We start from the raw sequence: 20,242 nt of genomic DNA, 5'->3' as shown, positions 1-20,242 counted from the left end.
AAATACCAGCAGATACAACGCACTAACGCCCCATGGGGCGCTTCTTGTATTATAGCCACAACAACCGGTGCTACATTGGTGCTACGAATGGAGGGGACGCTCCTCACTGTCTCCGAAACTCTTCTTGTCGACCTTGCTGACCCGGCGCACGACATCGCATGAAATGTCTCGATCGAGACATCAAGTACAGAACTGGAGTCTTCCTCGGGGGCGTTGATCAGTTCAGGGAAGTCCAGTATCGCTTCAACGTAAATCTCTCTACTGGAGACAACAGGTGGGGCCTGTGTATCGTCACCTTGGTTGGTGGGACCAGGAACTTCGCCAGCCCCAAAGTGGACATCATCACGGCTCAGACTTCGTTCGGCCGAAGTGCTACCGAACAGCCTCTGAAGAGCCTTTAAAACCGTTGTTTTGCCACTGCCGTTGTCCCCAATGATAGCGGTCATCTCTGGATCAAGACTGATGACTTCTTCTGTACCGCCGAAACAACGGAAATTCTTTAAACGTAATTCTCTAATATACATGGCCAAATCCAGTTAGCACAACTCAAACACGAATACGTCGACCAGCTTTCTTTGGGAAGACCAAACTGATTTGCTCATATGTTTAGGGGGTCTATGTCATTGTTGCGCTGCAGCAATTTGACTAAACTTCAAAGTCCGTTCTGGACCGGAAGCAAGGTTTCTAACAATAGTCGAACGCAAGTACCGCGTCGCGCTCGATACAGAAAAACCTGGGATTCTTGAGCGCCTCGGAAGGTACCCTATCCCAAAGGCCGCTTTGTCCAGATTGAGTTTCGAGACTTGCTCGACCACACACATCTCATCGCCGTATCAGCCGCTAGGATGAAGCGACCGGCCCAAGCCTAGCTGGATTCTACAGGCATTTGGGTCAATGTTGTGACGGAAAAGTCAAACATCTCTGGCGTTTCATAACAGGAATGTGGAACGTCATTGATTCCTGACTCAATCGGCGCACAAAACCTCAATAAGTGGGCAAATCACGTCATTCAATTCTGACCCAAACGTCGAGCATTTCTGCCCCAATACTGGTGGCCGCCATTCAACGACGCCGCGGCGTTGGTCTGTTGAGAGCCCGACCCCGTCATTGCTGTATCTTGCTGTGAGTGCTCGTAAAACAAATTTTTGCCGCAAGCGCATTGACGGCGCTGTCAGATATTTTGGTGTCGAACTTGAATGTGCGCTGAGCATCGCCGAGCAAATCGACATTTGAACCAAATTGGCAGGCGGCACTTGCGGTACGCCAATTCAGATCAGACCTGCGGCCGCACTGCGGCAGTGGTTCGGTTCGAGACCATTTTGTACGTGCTTGGCTAAGCAGATTGCATTGATTTACGGGGATGTCCTGCAAAAGCTATGGCCACAGCCTCAAGTGAGACTCCAGCCGCAGCGGAATGCAAATGCCGAAAAAGGATCATGGTTGATGTTCGCCAGTTGAACTTGTTGTCTGCGGAAACCATCCAGGAATACGTTTTCGACCGACAGTTGTCCCGCAACCGGCGTAACCCAAGCGGCGGCGAAATCAAAGGCCATGTTGAGCCGACGCCAGTTGCCAAAATGTCGGGTCAGCACCGGCAGCGAAAATATGTCCCGCGCAAGATCGAGGTTAGGAAACTCTGACGCGGGTCGGGCTTGTCCAGCGGCCCGGGTATCGAATGTCAGCAACGGAACTTGCCGAAAGACGGTCTGCGCTTGCCGGTATCCACCTCCATTGGTCACACTACAGATCTTTTTGTTTAGTCCAAATCCCAATGCTCCCAGCGCAGTAAAACCAGGGCTATCGAGCAAAAGTATGGGAAGGTAGGTAAAAAGTTGAGCATCGTTGGAATGTCGTGGTCGAACAAAAGGGACCGCGATAGCGACCTCGTTGTAGCCGCGCCCAAGCCACTCTGGCGCACGTGCCGGACGAACATTCCAGTGGTGTGCGAAAAGCACTCCGACCGGGTGAAGACCAGAGGGGCTATTTGGGTGAGGCACAATCTCCAAGTTGTCGGGTAGCATGGTTGTGACGTCGGCATTTGGCAATGCGAGGACGGCTCCAAGGGCGTCGATCTCTCCAATTGCGTCATCAAGTCCGTCGAACACTTGGCGTATCGCATCTAGTGGCCCTGTGGGCAAAATGGGCCGATCGGCTTCGCCGATGACGCTGATTTCGCTGTAGCCCGAAACCCCTCGTGCGGCGCGTTGTCCTGACATGATTGCGGCCTCCATACATCCTGCGTTAAGTGCGGTTTTAGTCCAATCCCCAGCCAACCAGAGGTTTTCAAGACCCGACTGATCCGAGCGCAGCCGATAGCGCGCGGTTCCGGGTCGGGATTGCACATATCGGGCGGCTCCTTCGTCGTTGATATGTATCGCCTGCCAATCCAACCGCTTCTCGTCAGGTCTGTCTTGAGGATCGTACAGCATCCTCCAATCAAATTCCGGCTTGGTGGGGTTTCGCACGTTGCTCCAGGCACCGTCTGCACGGGTCTTGATCCACTCTTTCGCAGTTGTGCGCGGGTCTTCCCCGTCGGCCATGACGCCACACAGATACATAATGGCTTTCGGGCAATTGTCGGCTGGGAAATCTTCGAATTCGATCAGGCTGTCGGCATCCCAAATCGTGTCTAGTGGTTTTTCGTAAGCGCCGAATAGCGTGCTTTGGTCCGGCCAGCCCAGCGATGTCGTCGAAGCAGTCATCCACAAATGCGCCGACAGGGTGGCTGTGGTTCTGAGTTTGTCGGTCATGTCACGCCATTGGGCATTCACCGCCTGCAACTCTTCTGTGATCTGATCCAGAGCTGGGGGCGGTATTCCCAGAATAACATCATGGAAATCATCTCCGTATTGCAGAGAGACCCGATCTTCCGCACAGGTCTTTGGAAGCGGCTCCAGTTGATCTTCGAAAGGCTGCGTTGGCCAGCATTGCAGGTTTTTGACGTTAAACAAAGGCAGATACTCCCGATCGCCCTTTACCCGTCTGATGCATTGCAGTTGAATGGAGTCAACCGCTGTGCCAGTTCTGTCCGGAAGGATATTGGTTACTTTATGGAAAAATTTGAATTCCACCCCCCTGTCACGCAAGACGTGGTAGAGGGGCGAAAAAACGACCTCTCCCATCCCTGCGTTCAGTTGATAAGCGAAGTGATTGCGGTAGCCGAAAACCATCCGTAGCAGACAATAGGTCCCGGTTCCGGCCCCGACGCACCTGGCATTGGCCCATCCGTTCACATATCCGAAAATCAGATCATAGCAGGCCCGGACTGGGGCCGAGGCCAATACCCGTCTTGTGGCCCGGTTGCGATGCATCCATCTCGACCATTCCAGCCGTTCAATCACTTCGAAACCGCGCGCGTAGATGCGGTCGCGGACGATGCCAAAAAGAAGCGACAGGGACAGGTTCATCAGCACCCACATCTGGAACACGTCGGCGCTTTTGCCACGGAGAAGTTGCTGTTCGCGACGATTGAACTCCCACAACGTGTAGTCCAGATCGTCGCGCAGTTCTTTCCATTGTTCGCGGTGCAGTTCTCCTTTGCGCTCCAGATCAGCGGTATGCTGGTCAATCCGGGTGATGCGCGCACCGATACTCGGCCCGGCCTTGGTTGCAAACTCTTCCTGAAAGTCTTGCGAGAAAGTGGTTGTGCCCGATGTCGAAAGCAATCGCGCGGCGCCCAATATCGAAGGGATTGCACCCAGCGAAGCCTGCCCACCCCTGGGTGGAAACTTATACTCGGTCGGCCGTCCACCAAACCCCTTTTCCAGCAACTGAACGGCGTCCAGCGGTGTGAAGGCTTGTGTCCAATCCTGCCAGCGGTGGCCGTGAGAAGGGTCCAGCTTTTTGTAGCAATCCTGGATCAGTTCGAGGGCGTTGTCGTAAAATCCCAGCCATATGTGCAACCCATGTTCTTCGCTGCGAAAGCAGGCATCCGGGTTTCGGCCACTGGCTCCCTTACCGCCTAGACGCCAGGTTTCTTCATAGACGGTGATGGACTCGAAATCGGCCCTCCAGCGATCCTTAGAGGTGATGGCATAGATGGCCGACAACGTTCCCATCCCACCGCCTAGAACAACAAGCTTTTTCTTTCTTCCAAGTCCCATATCACCCTCCGAATCTGGAGTTGTCTTGCCGTTTGCGCGGAGCGAAACGCGCATGTGCAAAAGGAAGAAGGCGATCGATCATCCGGTCGAAGCAAGCAACTGGTTGGCGGAATGGTTCAAAATGTGTCGTTTCCCTCAGGAACGTCTCGCCGAAAACGATCTGAGGCGTTCCCGATAGAGCACGGGCAGCCTGCATACCGCTCATTACTGCAGCTTCGACACAGGTGGTATGAAGCCCGGTCCGGGTCCAGCAACCCGTTAGGTAGAGGTTGGAAAAAGCCGTCCCCTGCGCGTCAAGACGAAGTCGGGTGGTTCCGGTCGCAGATGACGGGCAGCAATCTGTGGGATTGATGTTGGCGCGGACAACCTGATGAGCGATCCTTGCCGGGTCAAACGCTCCATTTGCGCTTGCCAAGGGCCAGACTTTTAGCCCAAAGATATCTTTCCATGTGTCAAACCGTTCCGTTACATCCGCAAGCGCCAGCGCGGGTGTGTCCGCATCGCTTGCGGGGCGACGATACAGGTCCGTGTCATATGTGGTGCACAGGTAAAACAAAGATTGTTCTGGCGGATCTTGATCCGGTTCGCTGTCCAGAACCTGTGTCATGTCCGCATATATATCGAACGCTTCAGGCCCCGAGACGGCGGCGTGTCGCGGAGGGTCCTGTCCCAGTTCTATTGCGGTTTCGGTAAACCACACCTGCGCGGCCTTACTGGGCACAAGAGGTGTTTCCGTGATCTGACTGTCCAGCTTCGGGCATAACGGGCGCAGGTCATCTACGATGCCTGTCTCGCCCTCTGCCGCCCCCAGCGCACCTAATGAAACGCCCAAAATGAAGTGGTCGAAACCAGTGCCGAGTTCCAATGTCTTTTCGTCGGCAGGCGGATGCGGGTTCCAATGAGACTCAAAATCTGTGCCGTCCGGAATATCATCCGCGTGCAACTGATCCCAGAATGGCTGATCTGGCCAAGTCGGCAGGCCGTCAATTTCGATCACGGGTGTGTACGTGTTTTTAGGCAGGGCCTGTACCTGAAAGGTGACCGTGCCCACCTTGTCGCCATCTTGGTTTGGAACCACCCGATGCAGTTTGTGAAAAAACTCAAACTGCACCCCGTTTTGTTTCAGGACTTCGTACAGCGGTCCAATTACGCTTTCGCCCAGCCCGAATTGCGGGATGTACATGGGGGCCCCGCGATAGGTGCCCAGCAGACGGGTCACGACCTGAAGGGCAGTGCCTGCGGCGTAGTCACCATTGTTCTGATTGCCGCCGGGATACTGGAACATCGTGTCGTACAGTGCCTTGAGAAAAGGCGAGGTCTCGACCGTTGATTGGCGGGCCCCGTGGCGCATCAGCCAGTCGCGGAACTCGGTATCGTCCAGCGTATCCAGTGTTTCGCTGCCGATGATAAGGTCGGTGAGCAGCCCGACGATCAGCGCGCGGGCCAGCTCGATAGCCTCGGCAATATAGTGGGGCGTATCGGCTGAGCGGACCACCATCAGGCTGTCCAGAGAAGCAGCCACGAGGGACCGCGTAAAGGTCGCAGTATTGATCAGGGTCATGGGCTCGGAAGATGCGTCACCGGAGCGGACCATGACCTCATGGGCCAGCGAAAGATAGCCGGCGACTATGTTCAGGTCCTCGCCGAACCCTTCAGGCGCGTTGTACTGCAACTCAGAAGGTTTCAGACGTAGCTGGACGTCCACCGGGGCCTCGCCCAGATCAGCGCTTGCCTGCACCATCTCATGGACGTGATCTATCAGGCGTCCGACGATGTAGAAGGGGGTCAGGGTATGCGGGCGCGGGCTGTCCCATGGTGAGCCAGGGGCATCAGGCCAGGGGACGCGCACCCAATCCACATCGTTATCGGCTGACGTTCCGATTCGGCTTTCCAACCGCTTCTTGAAGTTGCGGTCCAACGTTGGCTTCAGCGGATTTGACCAATCCCTGTACACTTTGCTCATAAGGCCAAAGGCGTTGTCGTAGCACCCAAACCAGACATGTAACCCATGCTCAACATTGCGGCCTTGCGCATCGCGACTGCTGGCGCATTTGCCCCCAAGCCGCCAGCCCATCTGATAGAGCGTGACGTGATAGCGATCACGAAGATCCTGCGTGGCACTCAGATAGTAGGCAGCCGTCAGGGCGGCAATTCCCCCGCCTGCAATGACAACCCGTTCCTTGTGTCCGTTGGTCACGTCATGTCCTCCATCTGTATTGTTGATCTTTTTTGTCTCGTCGGTTTAAGCGGTCCTTTCCGGTAGCAGCGCGCGTCCAGCCTCGGCAAAGACCGGCCTGCCCGCATCCAGAGACCGAACAAGAAGCACACGGTCCAATTCCATACCCATTTCTTCCGCCGCACGGACGCCGCGGAACCAGTGTGACTGAGCTTGTTTTTCGTTTCCTGCCAATATCGCGGCCGCGCCCTGAAGAAGACAGACACGAGGCCTGCTGACTGGAACGCGACGGGTATAGGTTTTCAAAGCGCCCAGAGCTTCAGTAGCTCGATTCATCAACGCTGACTGTTGCGGCTCCGGGAGAGAGCCATCGGCTGCGTAGTGCAAGAGAACTTCGACCGCGCCGGTTGCGCCGAATAGGTATCCACCCCCAATTGTTGGCGGGCTTTCGATCAACAATTCCGAAGCAACTTTTGCCGCGGCTAACGCCTTGGAGGCTTCGCCCTGACGGGACCAGGCCAAAGCGCTGATCCCGAAGCCCATCATTCGGTCCGGCAAATCTAGATTTGCCGCTCCAAACAGCTGCAACTCTTTGATCTGCGCTCCATTGGTACGTCCCCAAAGTGTGTCCAATAGCAGCGCTGAGGTCGAATACCAAAACCGGGTCTGCTGGAACGCTTGAACCGTGTCTGAACGCGAGATTTGTCGCAGCCGCGTTTTGGCCCGCTGTGGATTGCCCGTCAGGACGTCCGCATAGAATTGAATAAACCTTACCTGATGATTGCGGTACTCATCTCCGACGCGTAGGTAAAGCAGCGCTGCTTCGGTTCCGATTTCGTCGATCGTTTTCCAGTCCCCTTGTCCAAAGGCTAAAACCGTGACCAATAGCCTAGAGTAGGCGCGGATGGCATCGTCGTCAGTTTGATCAGCGGTGTTCAGTGAAGCGTTTCGGTAGAAATGTGCCAGTCGCCCCATGCCGTTGAGCCCCAGCCCAATCGAAAGTGAGGCATGGCTGATCGCGGTGCGTGGCATAAGCCCCGCCGCCTCAGCCAGGTTTGCGGCCCGTAGGGTATGCTGTAGCACCGACAATGCTTTGTTCTGAAAAAATGCAATTTCAGCGAGGCGCTGATAGGCATGAGCCTTTAAATCTGCTGTCTTTCGGTCAATATTTGTATGAGCAATTCTCCCATGTGGTAGGCAACGATGCACGGTCTGACGGGCGACTTCGACGGCGCTGCTGAGAACAAGGCGACTATTGCTGCTTGGCGGCGTGTCCCGGAGCAGTCGAAGCACAATTCGATAAGCCTTCGCCGCCATTTTGTATTCTGATAGCTCCTGATGTGCATCGCCAATGTTGCGCCACCAAAGAGCTCGCCTTTCTGCAGATAGCGAGATTTGATGGCGCTTGGCTATAGTGAAAGCCCGTCTTTGAAGCCGGATCGCCGCCAAGTTGGCGTAGCGCGCCAGCGAATAACTGACCAAGGTTTCAATATGGCGTAGAGCATCCGCCGCTTGTCCAGCATACTCAGCTTGGTCGATGATTTCTGCTAGCAGGGCCGTGTCGAAATTGTTGCCCTCCAACCGGTCGAACAGAGTTCGGTAGGCCGCTCTGTGCAATTCCTGTCGCTGCATTTCGGGCAACTGGCCGTAGATTACATCCCTTGTTATTGCATGTTTGAATTGCAGTGTTCCGCCCGGTTTGGCGTCCAAAAAAGCTGCGTCCACAAGCACGGCGACGTCATCTTCTATCCCAGCACTTAGACCAGATTCAGATATGACTGCCCGCAAGTCTGAGCCGTTGAATTTTTGTCCAAATGCACTAGCTGACTTCAAGATTAGTTGTTGTTCCCAAGACAACTGATCAAGTCGCATCGCGATTGCGCCGTTCAGGCTGGGAGCCGCATCAGCAGCTCGCTCGGTGTCATCGACGTCCGACAAAATGGCGGTCCCGTCGCTAATCCGCAAGCCGCCGCTGACCTTCATCGCCAAGGCCAGTTCTTCGCAGAACAACGGATGGCCCGCCGTCATCGTGTACAATCGTTCTATCAGATCCGATGCAATTGCGTCTGCGTTGAGAACCGCTTTAACTTGTGTGGCCAGATCCGCTCGCGATAACGGGCCGAGCTGCATTGTATGGCACATCGCTGAATGCCACGAGTGCTTAATGGTCTCAAACTCGCGCGGTGTCCTGGGGCTGGCTGTTGTGATCACAAGGCATCCCGGTAGTGCAGTCAGTACCTCGTCCAGTAAGTCGAGCGAGGAAGGTTCGACCCAGTGCAGATTGTCGATACCAATCACGAGCGGGCTAGGACACTTTTCTTGTAAGGTCCTGATCACTTCTAACTTGAACCGCGCTGCCCAGGTCTCGGGTGTGACGCAATCGTCATCTGGTGCGACCGCCAAGGGCTCGTCTTCGGGCTCCGCGTTTTTGCCCGACACCTTTCGGAGTATCCGCAGCCAGAGTTCAAGGGGTGCGTCGGTTTCGGAGTTGGAGATCGTCTCATCGACGACCCGAATTCCGCTGTTGCGCGCCAGCGCGAGAGCTTCGTACAGGAGGCGGGTTTTGCCAATTCCGGGTTCGCCACTTAATATAACAATACTACTTTGTGTGTGTGTAAGGGATCGGATCCGTTTTTTTATCTCTGTAATTTCTGCAGTTCGCCCAACAAAATGGCGGGTTCGAACTATCGGCGTTGGACGAGCTTCGAGCGGTACAAAGTACTGACGCAAAGGAAGTCTTTTATCATCCGCCGCAAGGGTATAGCGGACAAATTTGACTACATGAGTGGTCGCTTCAGCTGTTGCCTTGTCACACGCAACGCCCTGATCCACAAAAGCCAAACGTGCCGCCAGATTAACGGATGGGCCATACAGAGCAAAATGTCGACGTGTCTTATACCCGACGTCGCCACAATATAGCAGTCCGCTCCCAACTCCCACGCGGACTGGCATCGAGCCCCCCCCAAACATCTCTTGGACATCCAGAGCAGCTTGAACGGCACGGACAGCGTCGTCCTTGTCCGATCCGCCTGGCAATCCAAATGCCCCTAGGCAGCTGATGCCTTTGTCATCAACTATAATCTGATCGACAGATCCTCCGCGGCAATAGATGATCGCCTGCATGTCAAGAACAAAGTCATGTAGTTCTTGTAGAGTTTCAAATGCATTTTGATGGCAAACGAAAACAGACGAAACCTTTCTGAATTGAGCAAGCCATTTCTGGTTGCCCTCATCTAGGTATTTGGTCAGCAATGTCGGAAGAAAATGATGTAGTTGCTGTATCGTATCGCTGCTATTCGCAAGTGGTTCATCTATATTGAGTTTTGAGAAGAAGTTTTCCGGCGGCCTGAGTTGTGACTCCGCCAACCTATTTTGAATATTATTGTTGTTTAAAAGATTCTTAGCTGATCTGCAGATCACCGTCTGACCTGGCTCTGCATTATGAAAGTTGGAGCAGGCCTCATTGATGGCAGCGCCGGTTGCGGCGAGCAACATGCGTTTATTGCATCCGCCGACGCCAGATATCTCGGTCCTCCCAAAGCTGATAGCTGCGCGAAACTTCGGTGCACTGTGGTTGTTTTGTAAGGTGTCAGTAGTTCTGTGAAGTTCCTCAGCGCATTGCGCTGCGCAGAGAATTGACGCCGCAGCGCTGTCCGCTTCGGGCCAAAAGGCGAGAAAGGAATCCCCCACGATAGAGAGGATATCGCCGCCCTGCTTTCCCACGGTTAGGGCTACATTGCGAAGTGCGTTATCGAAAATTCTGATCAAATGCTGAGATCCGCGGGGATCTTTTCGGGTCAATGCTTCCGTCAACCCAACAAAACCAGAAATGTCCGCAAACAAAACAGCGCCATGCGCATTCAAACGCCATGGGTCACCAAACCTGTGGTTCTTCACAGACAGGTAGTCTACGCAAATTCGCGGCAGATACTCAAACAACTTTCCTGACTTCAGTACTCGATAAAAAGATCTTTGGAGATATAATAGCGACTGACCACATCTTAGTCTATCGCTGAAAAGTACTGACACTCCGATTGGCATCAGTTGCTGAATGCTGGGAAGGCATTCTATCGGTTTTTTTCCGAGCCCCTTTTTTGGACTCGCTCGCAGTGGAAAAGAATTTTGAAATCTAGGAACAATCAAGGCCGCGGGCAGTCGGCATGGTTTTAGCAAATTCACCTCAGCTATATTGTGTGCTGCTCATGCGAACGGATGCTGCGTCAGAAATTGCTGCAAGTGCACAGATCCGGTCTGTCCGCATTGCGCAGATCTCATCGACCGGCGTCAAACGGCGTGTTTCCAGATTTCTGCGACGATGGCGACAGAGAAGTGTCGATGTGATAGCTAACGCTAGGATCTGAGTGTTTTCTATCTATTCGCACTCAACACGGACGTTTCCGTGACCGTTGAGATGCTTGGTGATGATAACAACCGGCTCGTAACTGTTATTTCTTTGCGGGAATGCAAGCAGGACGTGAAGAAGATTCTACCCATTCTCATTGCAAAGCACTTCTACGAGCAGCACCAAAATGGTGTCGCAAGCCCACCTTCCACTATTCTATCGCACGCCGATTGTTTCCATGGTGCCGTTAACGTTGAAAAGATCTGTTCTGATCTGAGCATTGCGTTGTCATATTCTACGCAGGATCTCTTAGACCCAGATGGAGGCAGAATTCTAGGATCCGCAAATTTCAGCACTCGCTCCATCGAAGTCTATAGAAATGACGATCCCAACCGGGAACGCTTTACCATCGCGCATGAAATCGGGCACTTTTGCCTGAAACACGACCGGTACTTGCGTTCAGAAGCCGTTGTCGAAAGTGATCTCATTGCCAACAATGAAGGCGAGGACGGCTTCAACTACGACCGGCTGGAGTATCAAGCCACCCAGCGACTGACAAACGCGGATTTGACCATCATGGAGTTGAGAAGGTTACTAAGCTCGAGGAAACTACGTCACGACTGAAAGCGCGTTGGATGTCTTATCCTGAGCCTCCAAGCCTTGCCGATGTATCCTCCTTGGCATTGCCCTCAGCCATTCTGCCAAAAGCTTGTCGCCAACCTTCAGCAAGTTCTTTCATCTGAGACAAAACCTCGGCATCTTCTGGCGATATGCGACGAGTCAGCCGTGCGCGTGTAACAGCCAATACAGACCAATTGGGATTTGGCCTTTCAGCCAAGGTGATCCGATCACCGGCGCCAACTTCGCCAGGTTCGAGTACACGATAGTACCATCCGGTTCGGCCCGTCTTCTGAAACTGGTAGGGCATTTCCTTGCGCCCTGTATGTAGCCCAAGTTTCCAGCACGGCTGCCGTCCCTGGCTAATTTGAACTACCGCCGTCCCGAGTAACAGGATGTCGCCGATGCAGAGGTTTTCCTCGGTCAGTCCCGTCGTAGAAATGTTCTCGCCAAATGCCGCTGGCATCGTGCCAGGTGTCATTAGGCCCTCTGCTTGCCAAGCCGAATAGTGATCAAAATCATAATGATGGATGGCTTTGTCTTCGCCTCCATGCACGGTCAGGTCCGCCTGAGCGTCCCCGGAAAATCCAAGCGAGGTAATGGCTTGCCGCCCGTCCACCCGGCCTTTCTGAATGGCAGACGCTGGTTTACCTTCCCAGCGATCTCTGATGGCTCCAAGGAAAATGCCGTCAATGTTTGCCGACAGTTCAGGGTGGTTCATCCAGCTTCCTCGTGCTCAATGCAGATCTTGTCTTTTTCGCCGGGCTCCAATGAAACACCCAACAATTTGCAAAAACCGTTTTCCGTCGTGACATCATGATGGGCGCAGGATTTGCATTGGCCGAATGATCGGCCTCCATTTGCGGCCAAAGCCAGAATGAGGCTTTGCATCAGCCCCTGCTCAAGCATGGCTTGGTTTTCTGCAGGCATATCTCCTACTGCCTGAGCAACGGGGTTCGGCTGACGAACGATCTCGCCCCCGTCCTTGGTGAGTTCGTAGGAAATCGACCGCTGATCATGTTCTTTGCGGTGCTCTTCTACATAGCCTTTGCGCGCCAAAGCTTTGAGCGTCTGTGACATCGTTCCACGGGTTGTTCCGATGTATTCTGCAACATTCGATGGGGAACGCGAGAACATGTTCGCCTCAGCGAGGTACTCGAGCGCCATCCTCTGAGTCGGGTTCAAATCTCCCGCCCATCCTTCGGAAGCATTAATCCGGGCCAGACGGTTGATCAGTGTGCGTATGCGATGATCTGTGTTCATAACACTTTTAGTAGCGACTCGAAATTATAGTTGCAATGTAATTCTCACTATAGTAGCGACTCGCTATCGTTTAACAGGAGGCAACCATGAAATTCTCAATGTTCACTTCCACTCTGGCCTTGTTCATCGGCAGCACAGCTCTTGCTGATGGGAACCATGCCATCCATCAAGATGGCGCCATCATATCTTCGGCAGACGCCAGTAAAGTCGCGGGCTTTGACATTCTGGCCGCGCACGCGCACCGCAATGGAAACACGGTCACTTTTCACATGACAACGAATGGTGCGGCAGGCGCCTCGGTCCCGGCGGTAACCGGAGAGGTCGGTGGATCAGACGTCTGGTCATATGTCTGGCCTACTTCTTTGGACCCTTCGGCCGTTGGGTTCGAAGGCGGTACAGGCATCCTTGCAATGGCCGCAACCAGTCATCCAGATTTTGATGACACACCGCTTTTTGACGAGAACGGCGATGGCGATCCGGCCAATGACGGCATCGAATGGCACAGCCACTGGGTTGTGTTGACCCCGACCGAAGCGTGCGGACCCGACGCGCTTGCTGTACGTGACATCCCCGAAGGTTCCACACCCAAGCTACCTGCCACATGGCCTGGGTTCTCGATCTTTCTGGACAGCCCAGGGTTTACGCCTTTGTTCGACGGGCCCGAAATCTCGGTGAACGCAGGCTTCGCCAGCGACGTAGAACTGGATGGCGTGGCTTACGATGGTGTCACCTCGGCCTTGCGTGTGAACGCTAATATCCATGCGCCCTTGCTGTGCGTCACAGATGTCTTCGACGTCGCATCCGGCGATCTGAGCCTGCCGGGCAAGCTTCACTAACATTCGATTGCGCAGCCGCCGAACCCACGGCGGCTGCCTGCTACTGAGGACGAGGAAAATGCAAGCACCAGAGTTAGACGTCAGGGAATGGTTCAACACAGACACGCCCCTAACCCTAGATAACCTAAAAGGACGGGTTGTCGTCATTGAGGCCTTTCAAATGCTGTGCCCAGGATGTGTCCTGCACGGTATTCCCTTGGCGCAGTCGATTCAGAGGACGTTTTCTGAAGAGAAGGTAGCCGTAATTGGCCTGCACACCGTGTTCGAGCATCACACCGCTATGACACCGGTGTCTTTGCAAGCTTTCCTGTATGAATATCGCATCACGTTCCCAGTCGGCGTGGACAAACAGGGCGCAGGACCATTGCCAAACACTATGTCTCGCTTTGGCATGCGCGGCACACCAAGCCTTGTCCTTTTAGATCAGGCGGGGCAGATCGTCGCGCATCACCTTGGCCAGGTTTCTGAACTGCAATTGGGATCAGAGATTGGCGGCCTTCTGACACGAGGGGTCGTATCGGTCAAAAGCGGTCCCGTCACTGTCGGTCAATCGCTGGATAGCAGTCATTGATCCTGTGCGCGGAGAACTTCTGTTTCGAGCCCACAGCAGAAGTGTTGAATTCTCGCTGCGTGCGCTCGCGGCAGGAGATTCGTCGCAGATGCAAAAATTTCAGCGCCGCCAAGTGGCGGCCGGACCGATGGTTCGTGCTGGCCGCAGCAAGTATTCGCACTCGAACTCACAGGTGGCGGACAAAGCCGACCTCGGCACGCCCTCAATCTCGCCAAATGGATGGTTCTATGGGGCGGCTACCTTTTCAAGAAGTCAGATCCTAATACCACCAACGGACGCCTGCGTGGCGCCGCAGCCAGCCTCCGATGCTGAAGTGATCGCGGTGAATCAGCAGCAGAAGCGCGACGAATGCGGCCATCGCCGCAAGAGCGATCACTGGGTTTCGGTTGATTGGAAAGCCGCGGTCGTTCAGAGCAAAGGGATCTAGGTATCGCTCCCATTGTCGGGTGATGGTAAAGAAATGCATTGCCGCAAGACCACCATAGCTGAAAACGCGAAAAACGCCCAGTGCTGCCAGCACACAAAGTGCAATTTGAACGCCTCCCACGGCGTATATCTGGGCAAAGGACATCTCGATCCCGTCGATATTCTTGGCCAGGTTTTGATATTGCTGGGGCGTAATGATCTTGTGGACGGCCCAGAGAAACATGAACCACACGAGCCCTATGCGCAGGATAAAGACGGCGGCGGCGTCTTTGCGGTCAAAAAACGTCATGATCACTCCTGCACTTGCAAAACTATGAAGCGACAGACCGTAGGCAGAGGCCATCCGAAATCGTCGCGGCACCAACAGATGGCACGCTGGAATGATTGGTGCAATGAACGAGCGCTTCCGACCATATCTATTGTCGGTGGTGGTAAGGGAAAAAAGGTCCGCCATGGGCCCGGAGCCGTCGAATGCCAGCGCAGAACGCGTCGGCCTTTAGACCTCCCTGGAGCGGGCGTTCGCCACCAGGGCCATGCTCTTGATTCTACGACGTTTGGTTCCGTCCGCAGTCATTCGCAGTTCAGCAGCCGTAGTTCGTGTCACCGGCAGCGAAACCGGGCTCTGAGCCCATATTACCGATTGCTGCAGGTCACTCGAACGTCCGGTTCAACCGATATAGACTCTAATCGTCGATTTGACATCAGCGCCTCCTGACAACATTGAGGGTTTGAGCAACGGATGATTTCTGATCTAGGCTAACCAAAACAGCTTCATGGGGTAGTTACGCAGAATGAACAATAAGAAGCACGACTGTGGCCAATCTGAACCGTCCAAAATGCTGCGCGCTAGAACGCTGGGCTTGAAGCTTGAAGGCATCACTGGGCAATGGAATTCGATTACAGATGTCGAAGGTGTGTCGGTTGGATACACGACTTTAATCAATGGCAGTGGAGCACTTGATGTTGGATCTGGACCGGTTCGAACAGGGGTCACAGCCATATTGCCAAGGCCAATCGAACAACTTTGCGATCCGGTGAAGGCAGGAGTGTTCAGTTTGAACGGTAACGGAGAGCTTACGGGTTCACACTACATCGAAGAAGTCGGAAAGCTCTCATTGCCAATAACCATTACGAATACACATTCATGCGGCCTTGCACGTGATGCGGTCATACAATGGGCCGCCGCAAGATTCCAAAATGTATACGCTGACGGCTTCGCGCTTCCGGTGGCCGCTGAAACGTATGATGGTTTTCTAAATGATATCAATGGCTTTCACATCAAAAGCAAACATGTGTATTCTGCGATAGAAAATGCCGCAACCGGACAGATCCAAGAAGGCAGTGTAGGTGGTGGTACAGGGATGAAATGCTTTGGTTTCAAAGCTGGATCAGGAACGTCCTCTCGGATCGTGCCGTTTGCTGGCCGCGATTATACCATTGGAACATTTGTCCAAGCCAACTTTGGCAACAGGGAAGACTTGATGGTGTTGGGCCATGCGCTGGGCAAGGAGCTGACTGAACCTGTGATGGTCAGGAATTCACCGGATCCTGACCTAAGCTCGATCATCGCTATTGTTGCGACAGACGCGCCATTGTTGCCGCATCAGCTGAAGCGATTGGCGCGTCGGGCAACGTTTGGTATCGGCAAAACCGGTGGATTTGCGCGCCATGGCTCCGGCGACATCTTCCTGGCGTTCTCAACGGCAAACACGGTTCCAAATTTCCATGCTTCAGAGCGTTTGCTTCACCTCGACATGGTCCCGGATGAGCATTTGGACAGGTTCTTCGAGGCGGTCGTCCAATCCACGGAAGAGGCGGTACTGAACAGCATGACTGCGAATTCGGATATGGCGGGTCGAGATCATAACTTCGTTCCTGCAATTCCGCATTCAGCGCTCTTGCGCGCGGGATCGTTGGGCCATGGGGATAGAGTTCCCGACTAAACACGAAGCCGACCTTGGAGCGACTGCAGCGAAAGCTTAGTTTGTTGCGCGTCTGTTGTGTCCGACCTGGCTGCAGCGAAGGTACGGTCTCGGTTCGAGCCCCTCAACCTTTGCTGCCAGCGTTGACCACCCACTGTTACTTCCACGTTCCAGCCAAACTGAGATATGACCCATATCTTCAGGATCGATACTGACTTCGACAGTCTGCTGGCCGAATTTCTGAAAGTGCTTGGCGAGGCGTTTGGAATGATAGTTCACGCCGTTCATCAGCACGCCGCGCGGGCCAGTCTCACGTTTGAATTTCAGCCCCAGGATGTGACGCAGCTTGTGCCCACTCATTGGAGGAGACCAACCAAACTCGGAGACGAGCTTGTCCCACATGTTATTGGGCGTTGCGTATTCCAGGCCGCGGTGCTTGCGATTGTGGTAAACATCAACCGTGAACCGCACGAGCAGCTCCAAAATGCTCTCTGCGGTATGCACCGCATATTTTTCCGACGGATAGTCACCTCTTTGCTGCGGATTGGAAAAGGTCCGCCCGGTCAGGTAGGGCATCAACAAAGTCGCTATCGTGCGGAATACGCGCTCGATGATCCCTCTCAATCTGGGAACACCGGCGGGCAAAACCGAATAGTCAATCGCCAGATCGGACAGGATTGCCTTGAAGTCAGCGTTGACAAAAGCCGGGCCATTATCGACCACTACATGATAGACATGCCCGTGTTGCGACCAGGGCGTTTCACATCCCAGCCCGGATGCAAGCGCAGTCTTGTCCCGCATCGCCATCCAGATAACCGCTTTCGCATCTTCCGCACTTGGCGTGGTCGAAAGCTTGAGACCCAAAATTGAGCGGCTGGCCGTGTCCATTGCCACGCACACCCAGTGCCGACCAAGTTCAAGATCACGCTGGCTCGGATGCGCGACATCAATCCCCGCGCCCTTCAGGATCGACATGAGGTCGATTTCCCATTCGTCCATTTCAACGCGAAACAAAGGGGCTTGAAGCTTAATGCCTCCGACATAGGCACCTAGCTTGTTCTTGGCATGCGCAACGCCTTTGCGCGCAGCCAATACTTCAAACCGGTCCAGTTCGTTGATGCGGCGCTCGATCGTGCTCAGTGAGACCTCCGGAAGTAGGTCGTCACCCGCGATGCCAAGCGTGATGTTCTTTCGGCGCACCTCACTGTTTACGGCATCCAATACCTGAGAGGGGTAGATCTCGTTGGGATGAAGATAGTTCGCGAGTTCGATCTGAATGATCGCTTCAACATGGGGATGTACCCTCTTGCCGTTTTGACCATTGAAAATAGATCTTTTGACAAAGATCATCGGGTCCCGAGTCTCTTCCCAAATCCGGTACTTTTGCATGATGGCACTGCGACCTGGAGCATGTGAAGGGAGGTCCGGGGGAACCGGCTCACCATTCATGGCTTTGAGCACCCCATCCTGAAGTTTCTGCTTCACGCGCTCACGCAGTTGCGGCAGAAATTCAGACCATCTTTTTGAAGATCGGTTAAACCACCCTTCTTCTTTCCCTTCGCGCATTGCCTCACACCAAGCCTCGCCTTGGAACGCTAGGAGCTGGGTTTTGAGAGACAAGCGCGAGAGCAACGCCCGCCCTGCCCGCGCGCGACGGGCGGCCTGACGATCCGAGAAATAGCCATACTCGATCGAGAAATGCCCATCTTCGAGCAGTTTGGCGAGTTCTTCATGGGCAAAAGTTAGGGGAACAGCACACGCTTGTTTTGCAAGCAGTGTAACCGAGTGGTCTGTGACCTTTTGAACAAAGTGGAGTTCACCTTTCCCGATCACCGCATCTTCGAGGCTGATGTTGAGCTGAAACTGGAAGTCTTTCATGGCCTTTCCCTTCTTGGGGCGACGATTGTGTTGGTGGAAATGCGTTCACGCGTGTTGGCTTGCAAAAGCCCGGCATAGACGGCTCGAAAAACTGCGCGGAACCCGCGCGCGCCAAGGCCTAACGGCATTATGAGATCACTGATGGAAAGCTCGTCTGTAAGACCCGCAACAAGCTCAGCAACCAGAAGATCGGCCTCTTCGTCCGGGCAGCGTCGAAAGAAGTTCAAAAGCTCTGCGTTTTGCACTTCTTTCGGGTGGTGGTTGCGCTCTGTGATGAGGCAGACTTTGTCAGCAAACCCCTTCGGCAGATCCCGACGGATTGAGGTGAGCGTGCTTCGGAAGTTCAGCTTTTCGACGCGTTCGCCAGGTTTGACGGCCATCGCCACACGTGATCCATCTCGGTACTCTGCCAGCCAATCAAAGCGATGCGTGCGCTGACGCCCCGAGGCATCAATATAGCTAACGGGACGCGGCTGATCGTGCAGATTCCAAAGACTTGAATCCGCGAGAGCGAGTAGGCAGGTTACCCGTTCAAGCTGACTGGCTGAAATGAACTGCCGCCAGTACATTTCGGCAGGCGTCATGGCTAGGGTAAACCCGCGCACAGTGAACTTTGAGCGCGCAGGGAACATGAGCCCGGCCGTGGTGGGTGCAGGGGGACGATAGAAATCGTCGTCATCATCATCTTTAGACATATCTCTAGCCGCAGCTGCGGGCGTTGCCCGTGCCGTTCGGCTCCTCTTCATTGATTGAGACAAAAGGTGACCCGCCCGCTGAAACGATCAGCGCGGTTGACGGGTCGCCAGAATTGGGTCATGAATGAGGTGCAAACAGGTTCCAATCATTTGCACGAAGCCCTTTGAGAGCTGTAACTCTCGGGGGCTTTGCTTATTCTACGGGCTCATTTGCTTTTCTCCTCTGTTTGAATTGGCTCGAACAATTCGGAGACAGGCACACCAATGGCATCCGCCAGTGCTTCCTCGATGGGCGAATTCAGCAGTTTTCGTAGAGTGGAATGCCCGTGCTCAATAGGCCGCCGTCTGGCCTTTGCCTGGAGCAAGACGAGCAGGCGTTGCGCAAGCAGTATCGATCTTTGCGAGATAAAGTCCCCGGGTCCGGCGATAGAAGGTAGGAAGTCGCAAAACATGCAGAAGATACCGTCGACAGCAATACTCGTATCGTTTCGCGGCCACAGGCAAGTGCGCGTGGCAGTTTGTGCACTTCGGAAATGCCCGCAATCCAGACGATTGTGGCAATTCCCTCTGCCCACGTAAAAACCGGACGATCTGGAACGCAGGACCTCTGTCCTTTCCGGCTCAACAATGGGTCTCATCGCAACGCCACAACCTTTCCAAAACCTGGGATTTACGCCTTCCCGGGCTTTGCTCCTCGACCACTTCTGATTGGGCGTAGCGCTCAGGAAACAACTCCTCAACCCGTTGATTTAGCACCGAAGCCAGGTACTTTTCGATTTTCTCTGAACGGCTTTTCCCAAGCGACACAGAGCTGACGGCGCTGGCTCCGACACCGATCCGTTGCACTAGATCCGTGAGCTTCAACCCCTTGATTTCTAGTTCACACTTGATCCGCGCGTGCCTTGCTCGGTCGATAGGGATATCATTGTGTCTCATGATTTGACCTCACGAATGGAGTCTATTTTGCGACTATCCCAAATAGAGTTGATCGTGCGCGCGGCAGTCAAATCTTTTAAACGCTGCCCCAAATTTCAAAAACACCATCTTGGAAGAAGGGGCATCGAAAATGCGAGCTAAAGAGAAAGTCGCGTGTCAGCTTGCCCGCGACATGTGGGAGGTTCAAAACAATTACAGAACTTTCCGAAGAGTTGACCCGGCAGCAGTAAAACGCTCCGATATTAGTTTGGGCGAAGACGGTGATCTCTTTTTGACGGTCTGGCTGAAAGAGGCTATGGGGTTACCTTTCCAATTCTCGTCGAAGCATCTCGTTTCAGACTTTCTTGCCGTAGAAACGCTCAAGGATTTACGTGCAAGGTACTATTGCTCTCGCAAGTCTCTTTGGAGACTACTTGATCAACTGGGTTTGGATCCATGGGAACGCGTCATCAAGGATTATGAATCTCATAAACCTC

Annotated in this window: 15 protein-coding genes; 5 read left to right on the top strand and 10 right to left on the bottom strand. The window is 53.9% G+C overall.

The window, feature by feature from the left end; genetic code table 11:
• The 4 genes from M3P21_RS20960 to M3P21_RS20945 all read right to left on the bottom strand — a co-directional run.
• On the bottom strand, positions 1 to 524 hold a 524-nt coding region (locus M3P21_RS20960; RefSeq protein WP_249713310.1), incomplete at its 3' end, for an ATP-dependent nuclease.
• An 864-nt stretch (positions 525 to 1,388) separates the two neighbouring features.
• Complete coding sequence (locus M3P21_RS20955; RefSeq protein ID WP_249713308.1) at positions 1,389 to 4,103, bottom strand: NAD(P)/FAD-dependent oxidoreductase; 2,715 nt, start codon at positions 4,101 to 4,103, stop codon at positions 1,389 to 1,391.
• A 1-nt stretch (position 4,104) separates the two neighbouring features.
• A complete protein-coding gene (locus M3P21_RS22690) occupies positions 4,105 to 6,300 on the bottom strand; it encodes an FAD-dependent oxidoreductase (RefSeq protein ID WP_249713306.1) in 2,196 nt (731 codons plus the stop codon).
• A 45-nt stretch (positions 6,301 to 6,345) separates the two neighbouring features.
• On the bottom strand, positions 6,346 to 10,218 hold the full coding sequence (locus M3P21_RS20945; protein WP_249713304.1) for an AAA family ATPase: 3,873 nt from the start codon (positions 10,216 to 10,218) through the stop codon (positions 6,346 to 6,348).
• Between the two features lie 460 nt (positions 10,219 to 10,678).
• Between M3P21_RS20945 and M3P21_RS20940 the strand changes: the two genes are divergently transcribed.
• A complete protein-coding gene (locus M3P21_RS20940) occupies positions 10,679 to 11,245 on the top strand; it encodes an ImmA/IrrE family metallo-endopeptidase (RefSeq protein WP_249713302.1) in 567 nt (188 codons plus the stop codon).
• A 16-nt stretch (positions 11,246 to 11,261) separates the two neighbouring features.
• Here M3P21_RS20940 and M3P21_RS20935 read toward each other — a convergent pair whose 3' ends face one another.
• Both M3P21_RS20935 and M3P21_RS20930 read right to left on the bottom strand, forming a co-directional pair.
• Complete coding sequence (locus tag M3P21_RS20935) at positions 11,262 to 11,960, bottom strand: MOSC domain-containing protein (protein WP_249713299.1); 699 nt, start codon at positions 11,958 to 11,960, stop codon at positions 11,262 to 11,264.
• On the bottom strand, positions 11,957 to 12,502 hold the full coding sequence (locus M3P21_RS20930; protein WP_249713297.1) for a MarR family winged helix-turn-helix transcriptional regulator: 546 nt from the start codon (positions 12,500 to 12,502) through the stop codon (positions 11,957 to 11,959). Before M3P21_RS20930 ends, M3P21_RS20935 begins: the two co-directional genes overlap by 4 nt.
• Before the next feature lie 86 nt (positions 12,503 to 12,588).
• Here M3P21_RS20930 and M3P21_RS20925 point away from each other — a divergent pair, with 86 nt between their 5' ends.
• Positions 12,589 to 13,338 (top strand): hypothetical protein, encoded by a 750-nt coding sequence (locus M3P21_RS20925; RefSeq protein WP_249713295.1) that lies wholly within the window; start codon positions 12,589 to 12,591, stop codon positions 13,336 to 13,338.
• Between the two features lie 58 nt (positions 13,339 to 13,396).
• The gene (locus M3P21_RS20920) at positions 13,397 to 13,909 is read left to right on the top strand and encodes a redoxin family protein (RefSeq protein ID WP_249713293.1); all 513 of its coding nucleotides are present in this window, start codon (positions 13,397 to 13,399) and stop codon (positions 13,907 to 13,909) included.
• A gap of 259 nt (positions 13,910 to 14,168) precedes the next feature.
• Here the strand turns inward: M3P21_RS20920 and M3P21_RS20915 are convergent, their stop codons facing one another.
• Positions 14,169 to 14,624 carry a hypothetical protein gene (locus M3P21_RS20915; RefSeq protein ID WP_249713292.1) on the bottom strand — a complete coding sequence of 152 codons (456 nt, stop codon included), beginning with the start codon at positions 14,622 to 14,624 and terminating at the stop codon, positions 14,169 to 14,171.
• Positions 14,625 to 15,126: 502 nt separating this feature from the next.
• On the opposite strand from M3P21_RS20915, the gene M3P21_RS20910 reads away from it, so the two are divergent.
• On the top strand, positions 15,127 to 16,278 hold the full coding sequence (locus M3P21_RS20910; protein ID WP_249713290.1) for a DmpA family aminopeptidase: 1,152 nt from the start codon (positions 15,127 to 15,129) through the stop codon (positions 16,276 to 16,278).
• 36 nt (positions 16,279 to 16,314) lie between these two features.
• Here M3P21_RS20910 and M3P21_RS20905 read toward each other — a convergent pair whose 3' ends face one another.
• The 3 genes from M3P21_RS20905 to M3P21_RS22835 all read right to left on the bottom strand — a co-directional run bounded on the left by M3P21_RS20905 (position 16,315) and on the right by M3P21_RS22835 (position 19,766).
• On the bottom strand, positions 16,315 to 18,135 hold the full coding sequence (locus M3P21_RS20905) for a TnsB C-terminal domain-containing protein (RefSeq protein ID WP_249713287.1): 1,821 nt from the start codon (positions 18,133 to 18,135) through the stop codon (positions 16,315 to 16,317).
• The gene (locus M3P21_RS20900; RefSeq protein WP_249713285.1) at positions 18,132 to 18,830 is read right to left on the bottom strand and encodes a hypothetical protein; all 699 of its coding nucleotides are present in this window, start codon (positions 18,828 to 18,830) and stop codon (positions 18,132 to 18,134) included. The genes M3P21_RS20905 and M3P21_RS20900 overlap by 4 nt, the downstream gene beginning before the upstream one ends.
• A gap of 621 nt (positions 18,831 to 19,451) precedes the next feature.
• Positions 19,452 to 19,766, bottom strand: a complete 315-nt coding sequence (locus tag M3P21_RS22835; protein ID WP_373320105.1) for a helix-turn-helix domain-containing protein — start codon at positions 19,764 to 19,766, stop codon at positions 19,452 to 19,454.
• A gap of 109 nt (positions 19,767 to 19,875) precedes the next feature.
• Here M3P21_RS22835 and M3P21_RS20895 point away from each other — a divergent pair.
• Positions 19,876 to 20,242, top strand: a 367-nt coding sequence (locus M3P21_RS20895) for a hypothetical protein (RefSeq protein ID WP_249713283.1), incomplete at its 3' end; no start/stop codon positions are given.

Origin of the sequence: Ruegeria spongiae, from assembly GCF_023502395.1 — a bacterium.
Lineage (GTDB): Bacteria > Pseudomonadota > Alphaproteobacteria > Rhodobacterales > Rhodobacteraceae > Ruegeria_C > Ruegeria_C spongiae.
The sequence above is the reverse complement of the archived record's forward strand: the minus strand, read 5'-3'. Positions and strand labels throughout refer to the sequence as shown.

Coding starts and splice junctions, on each gene's coding strand:
- M3P21_RS20955 (WP_249713308.1), bottom strand. CDS start 4,103: ATGGGACTTGGAAGAAAGAAAAAGCTTGTTGTTCTAGGCGGTGGGATG.
- M3P21_RS20935 (WP_249713299.1), bottom strand. CDS start 11,960: ATGAACCACCCTGAACTGTCGGCAAACATTGACGGCATTTTCCTTGGA.
- M3P21_RS20930 (WP_249713297.1), bottom strand. CDS start 12,502: ATGAACACAGATCATCGCATACGCACACTGATCAACCGTCTGGCCCGG.
- M3P21_RS20925 (WP_249713295.1), top strand. CDS start 12,589: ATGAAATTCTCAATGTTCACTTCCACTCTGGCCTTGTTCATCGGCAGC.
- M3P21_RS20920 (WP_249713293.1), top strand. CDS start 13,397: ATGCAAGCACCAGAGTTAGACGTCAGGGAATGGTTCAACACAGACACG.
- M3P21_RS20915 (WP_249713292.1), bottom strand. CDS start 14,624: ATGACGTTTTTTGACCGCAAAGACGCCGCCGCCGTCTTTATCCTGCGC.
- M3P21_RS20910 (WP_249713290.1), top strand. CDS start 15,127: ATGAACAATAAGAAGCACGACTGTGGCCAATCTGAACCGTCCAAAATG.
- M3P21_RS20905 (WP_249713287.1), bottom strand. CDS start 18,135: ATGAAAGACTTCCAGTTTCAGCTCAACATCAGCCTCGAAGATGCGGTG.
- M3P21_RS20900 (WP_249713285.1), bottom strand. CDS start 18,830: ATGTCTAAAGATGATGATGACGACGATTTCTATCGTCCCCCTGCACCC.
- M3P21_RS22835 (WP_373320105.1), bottom strand. CDS start 19,766: ATGAGACACAATGATATCCCTATCGACCGAGCAAGGCACGCGCGGATC.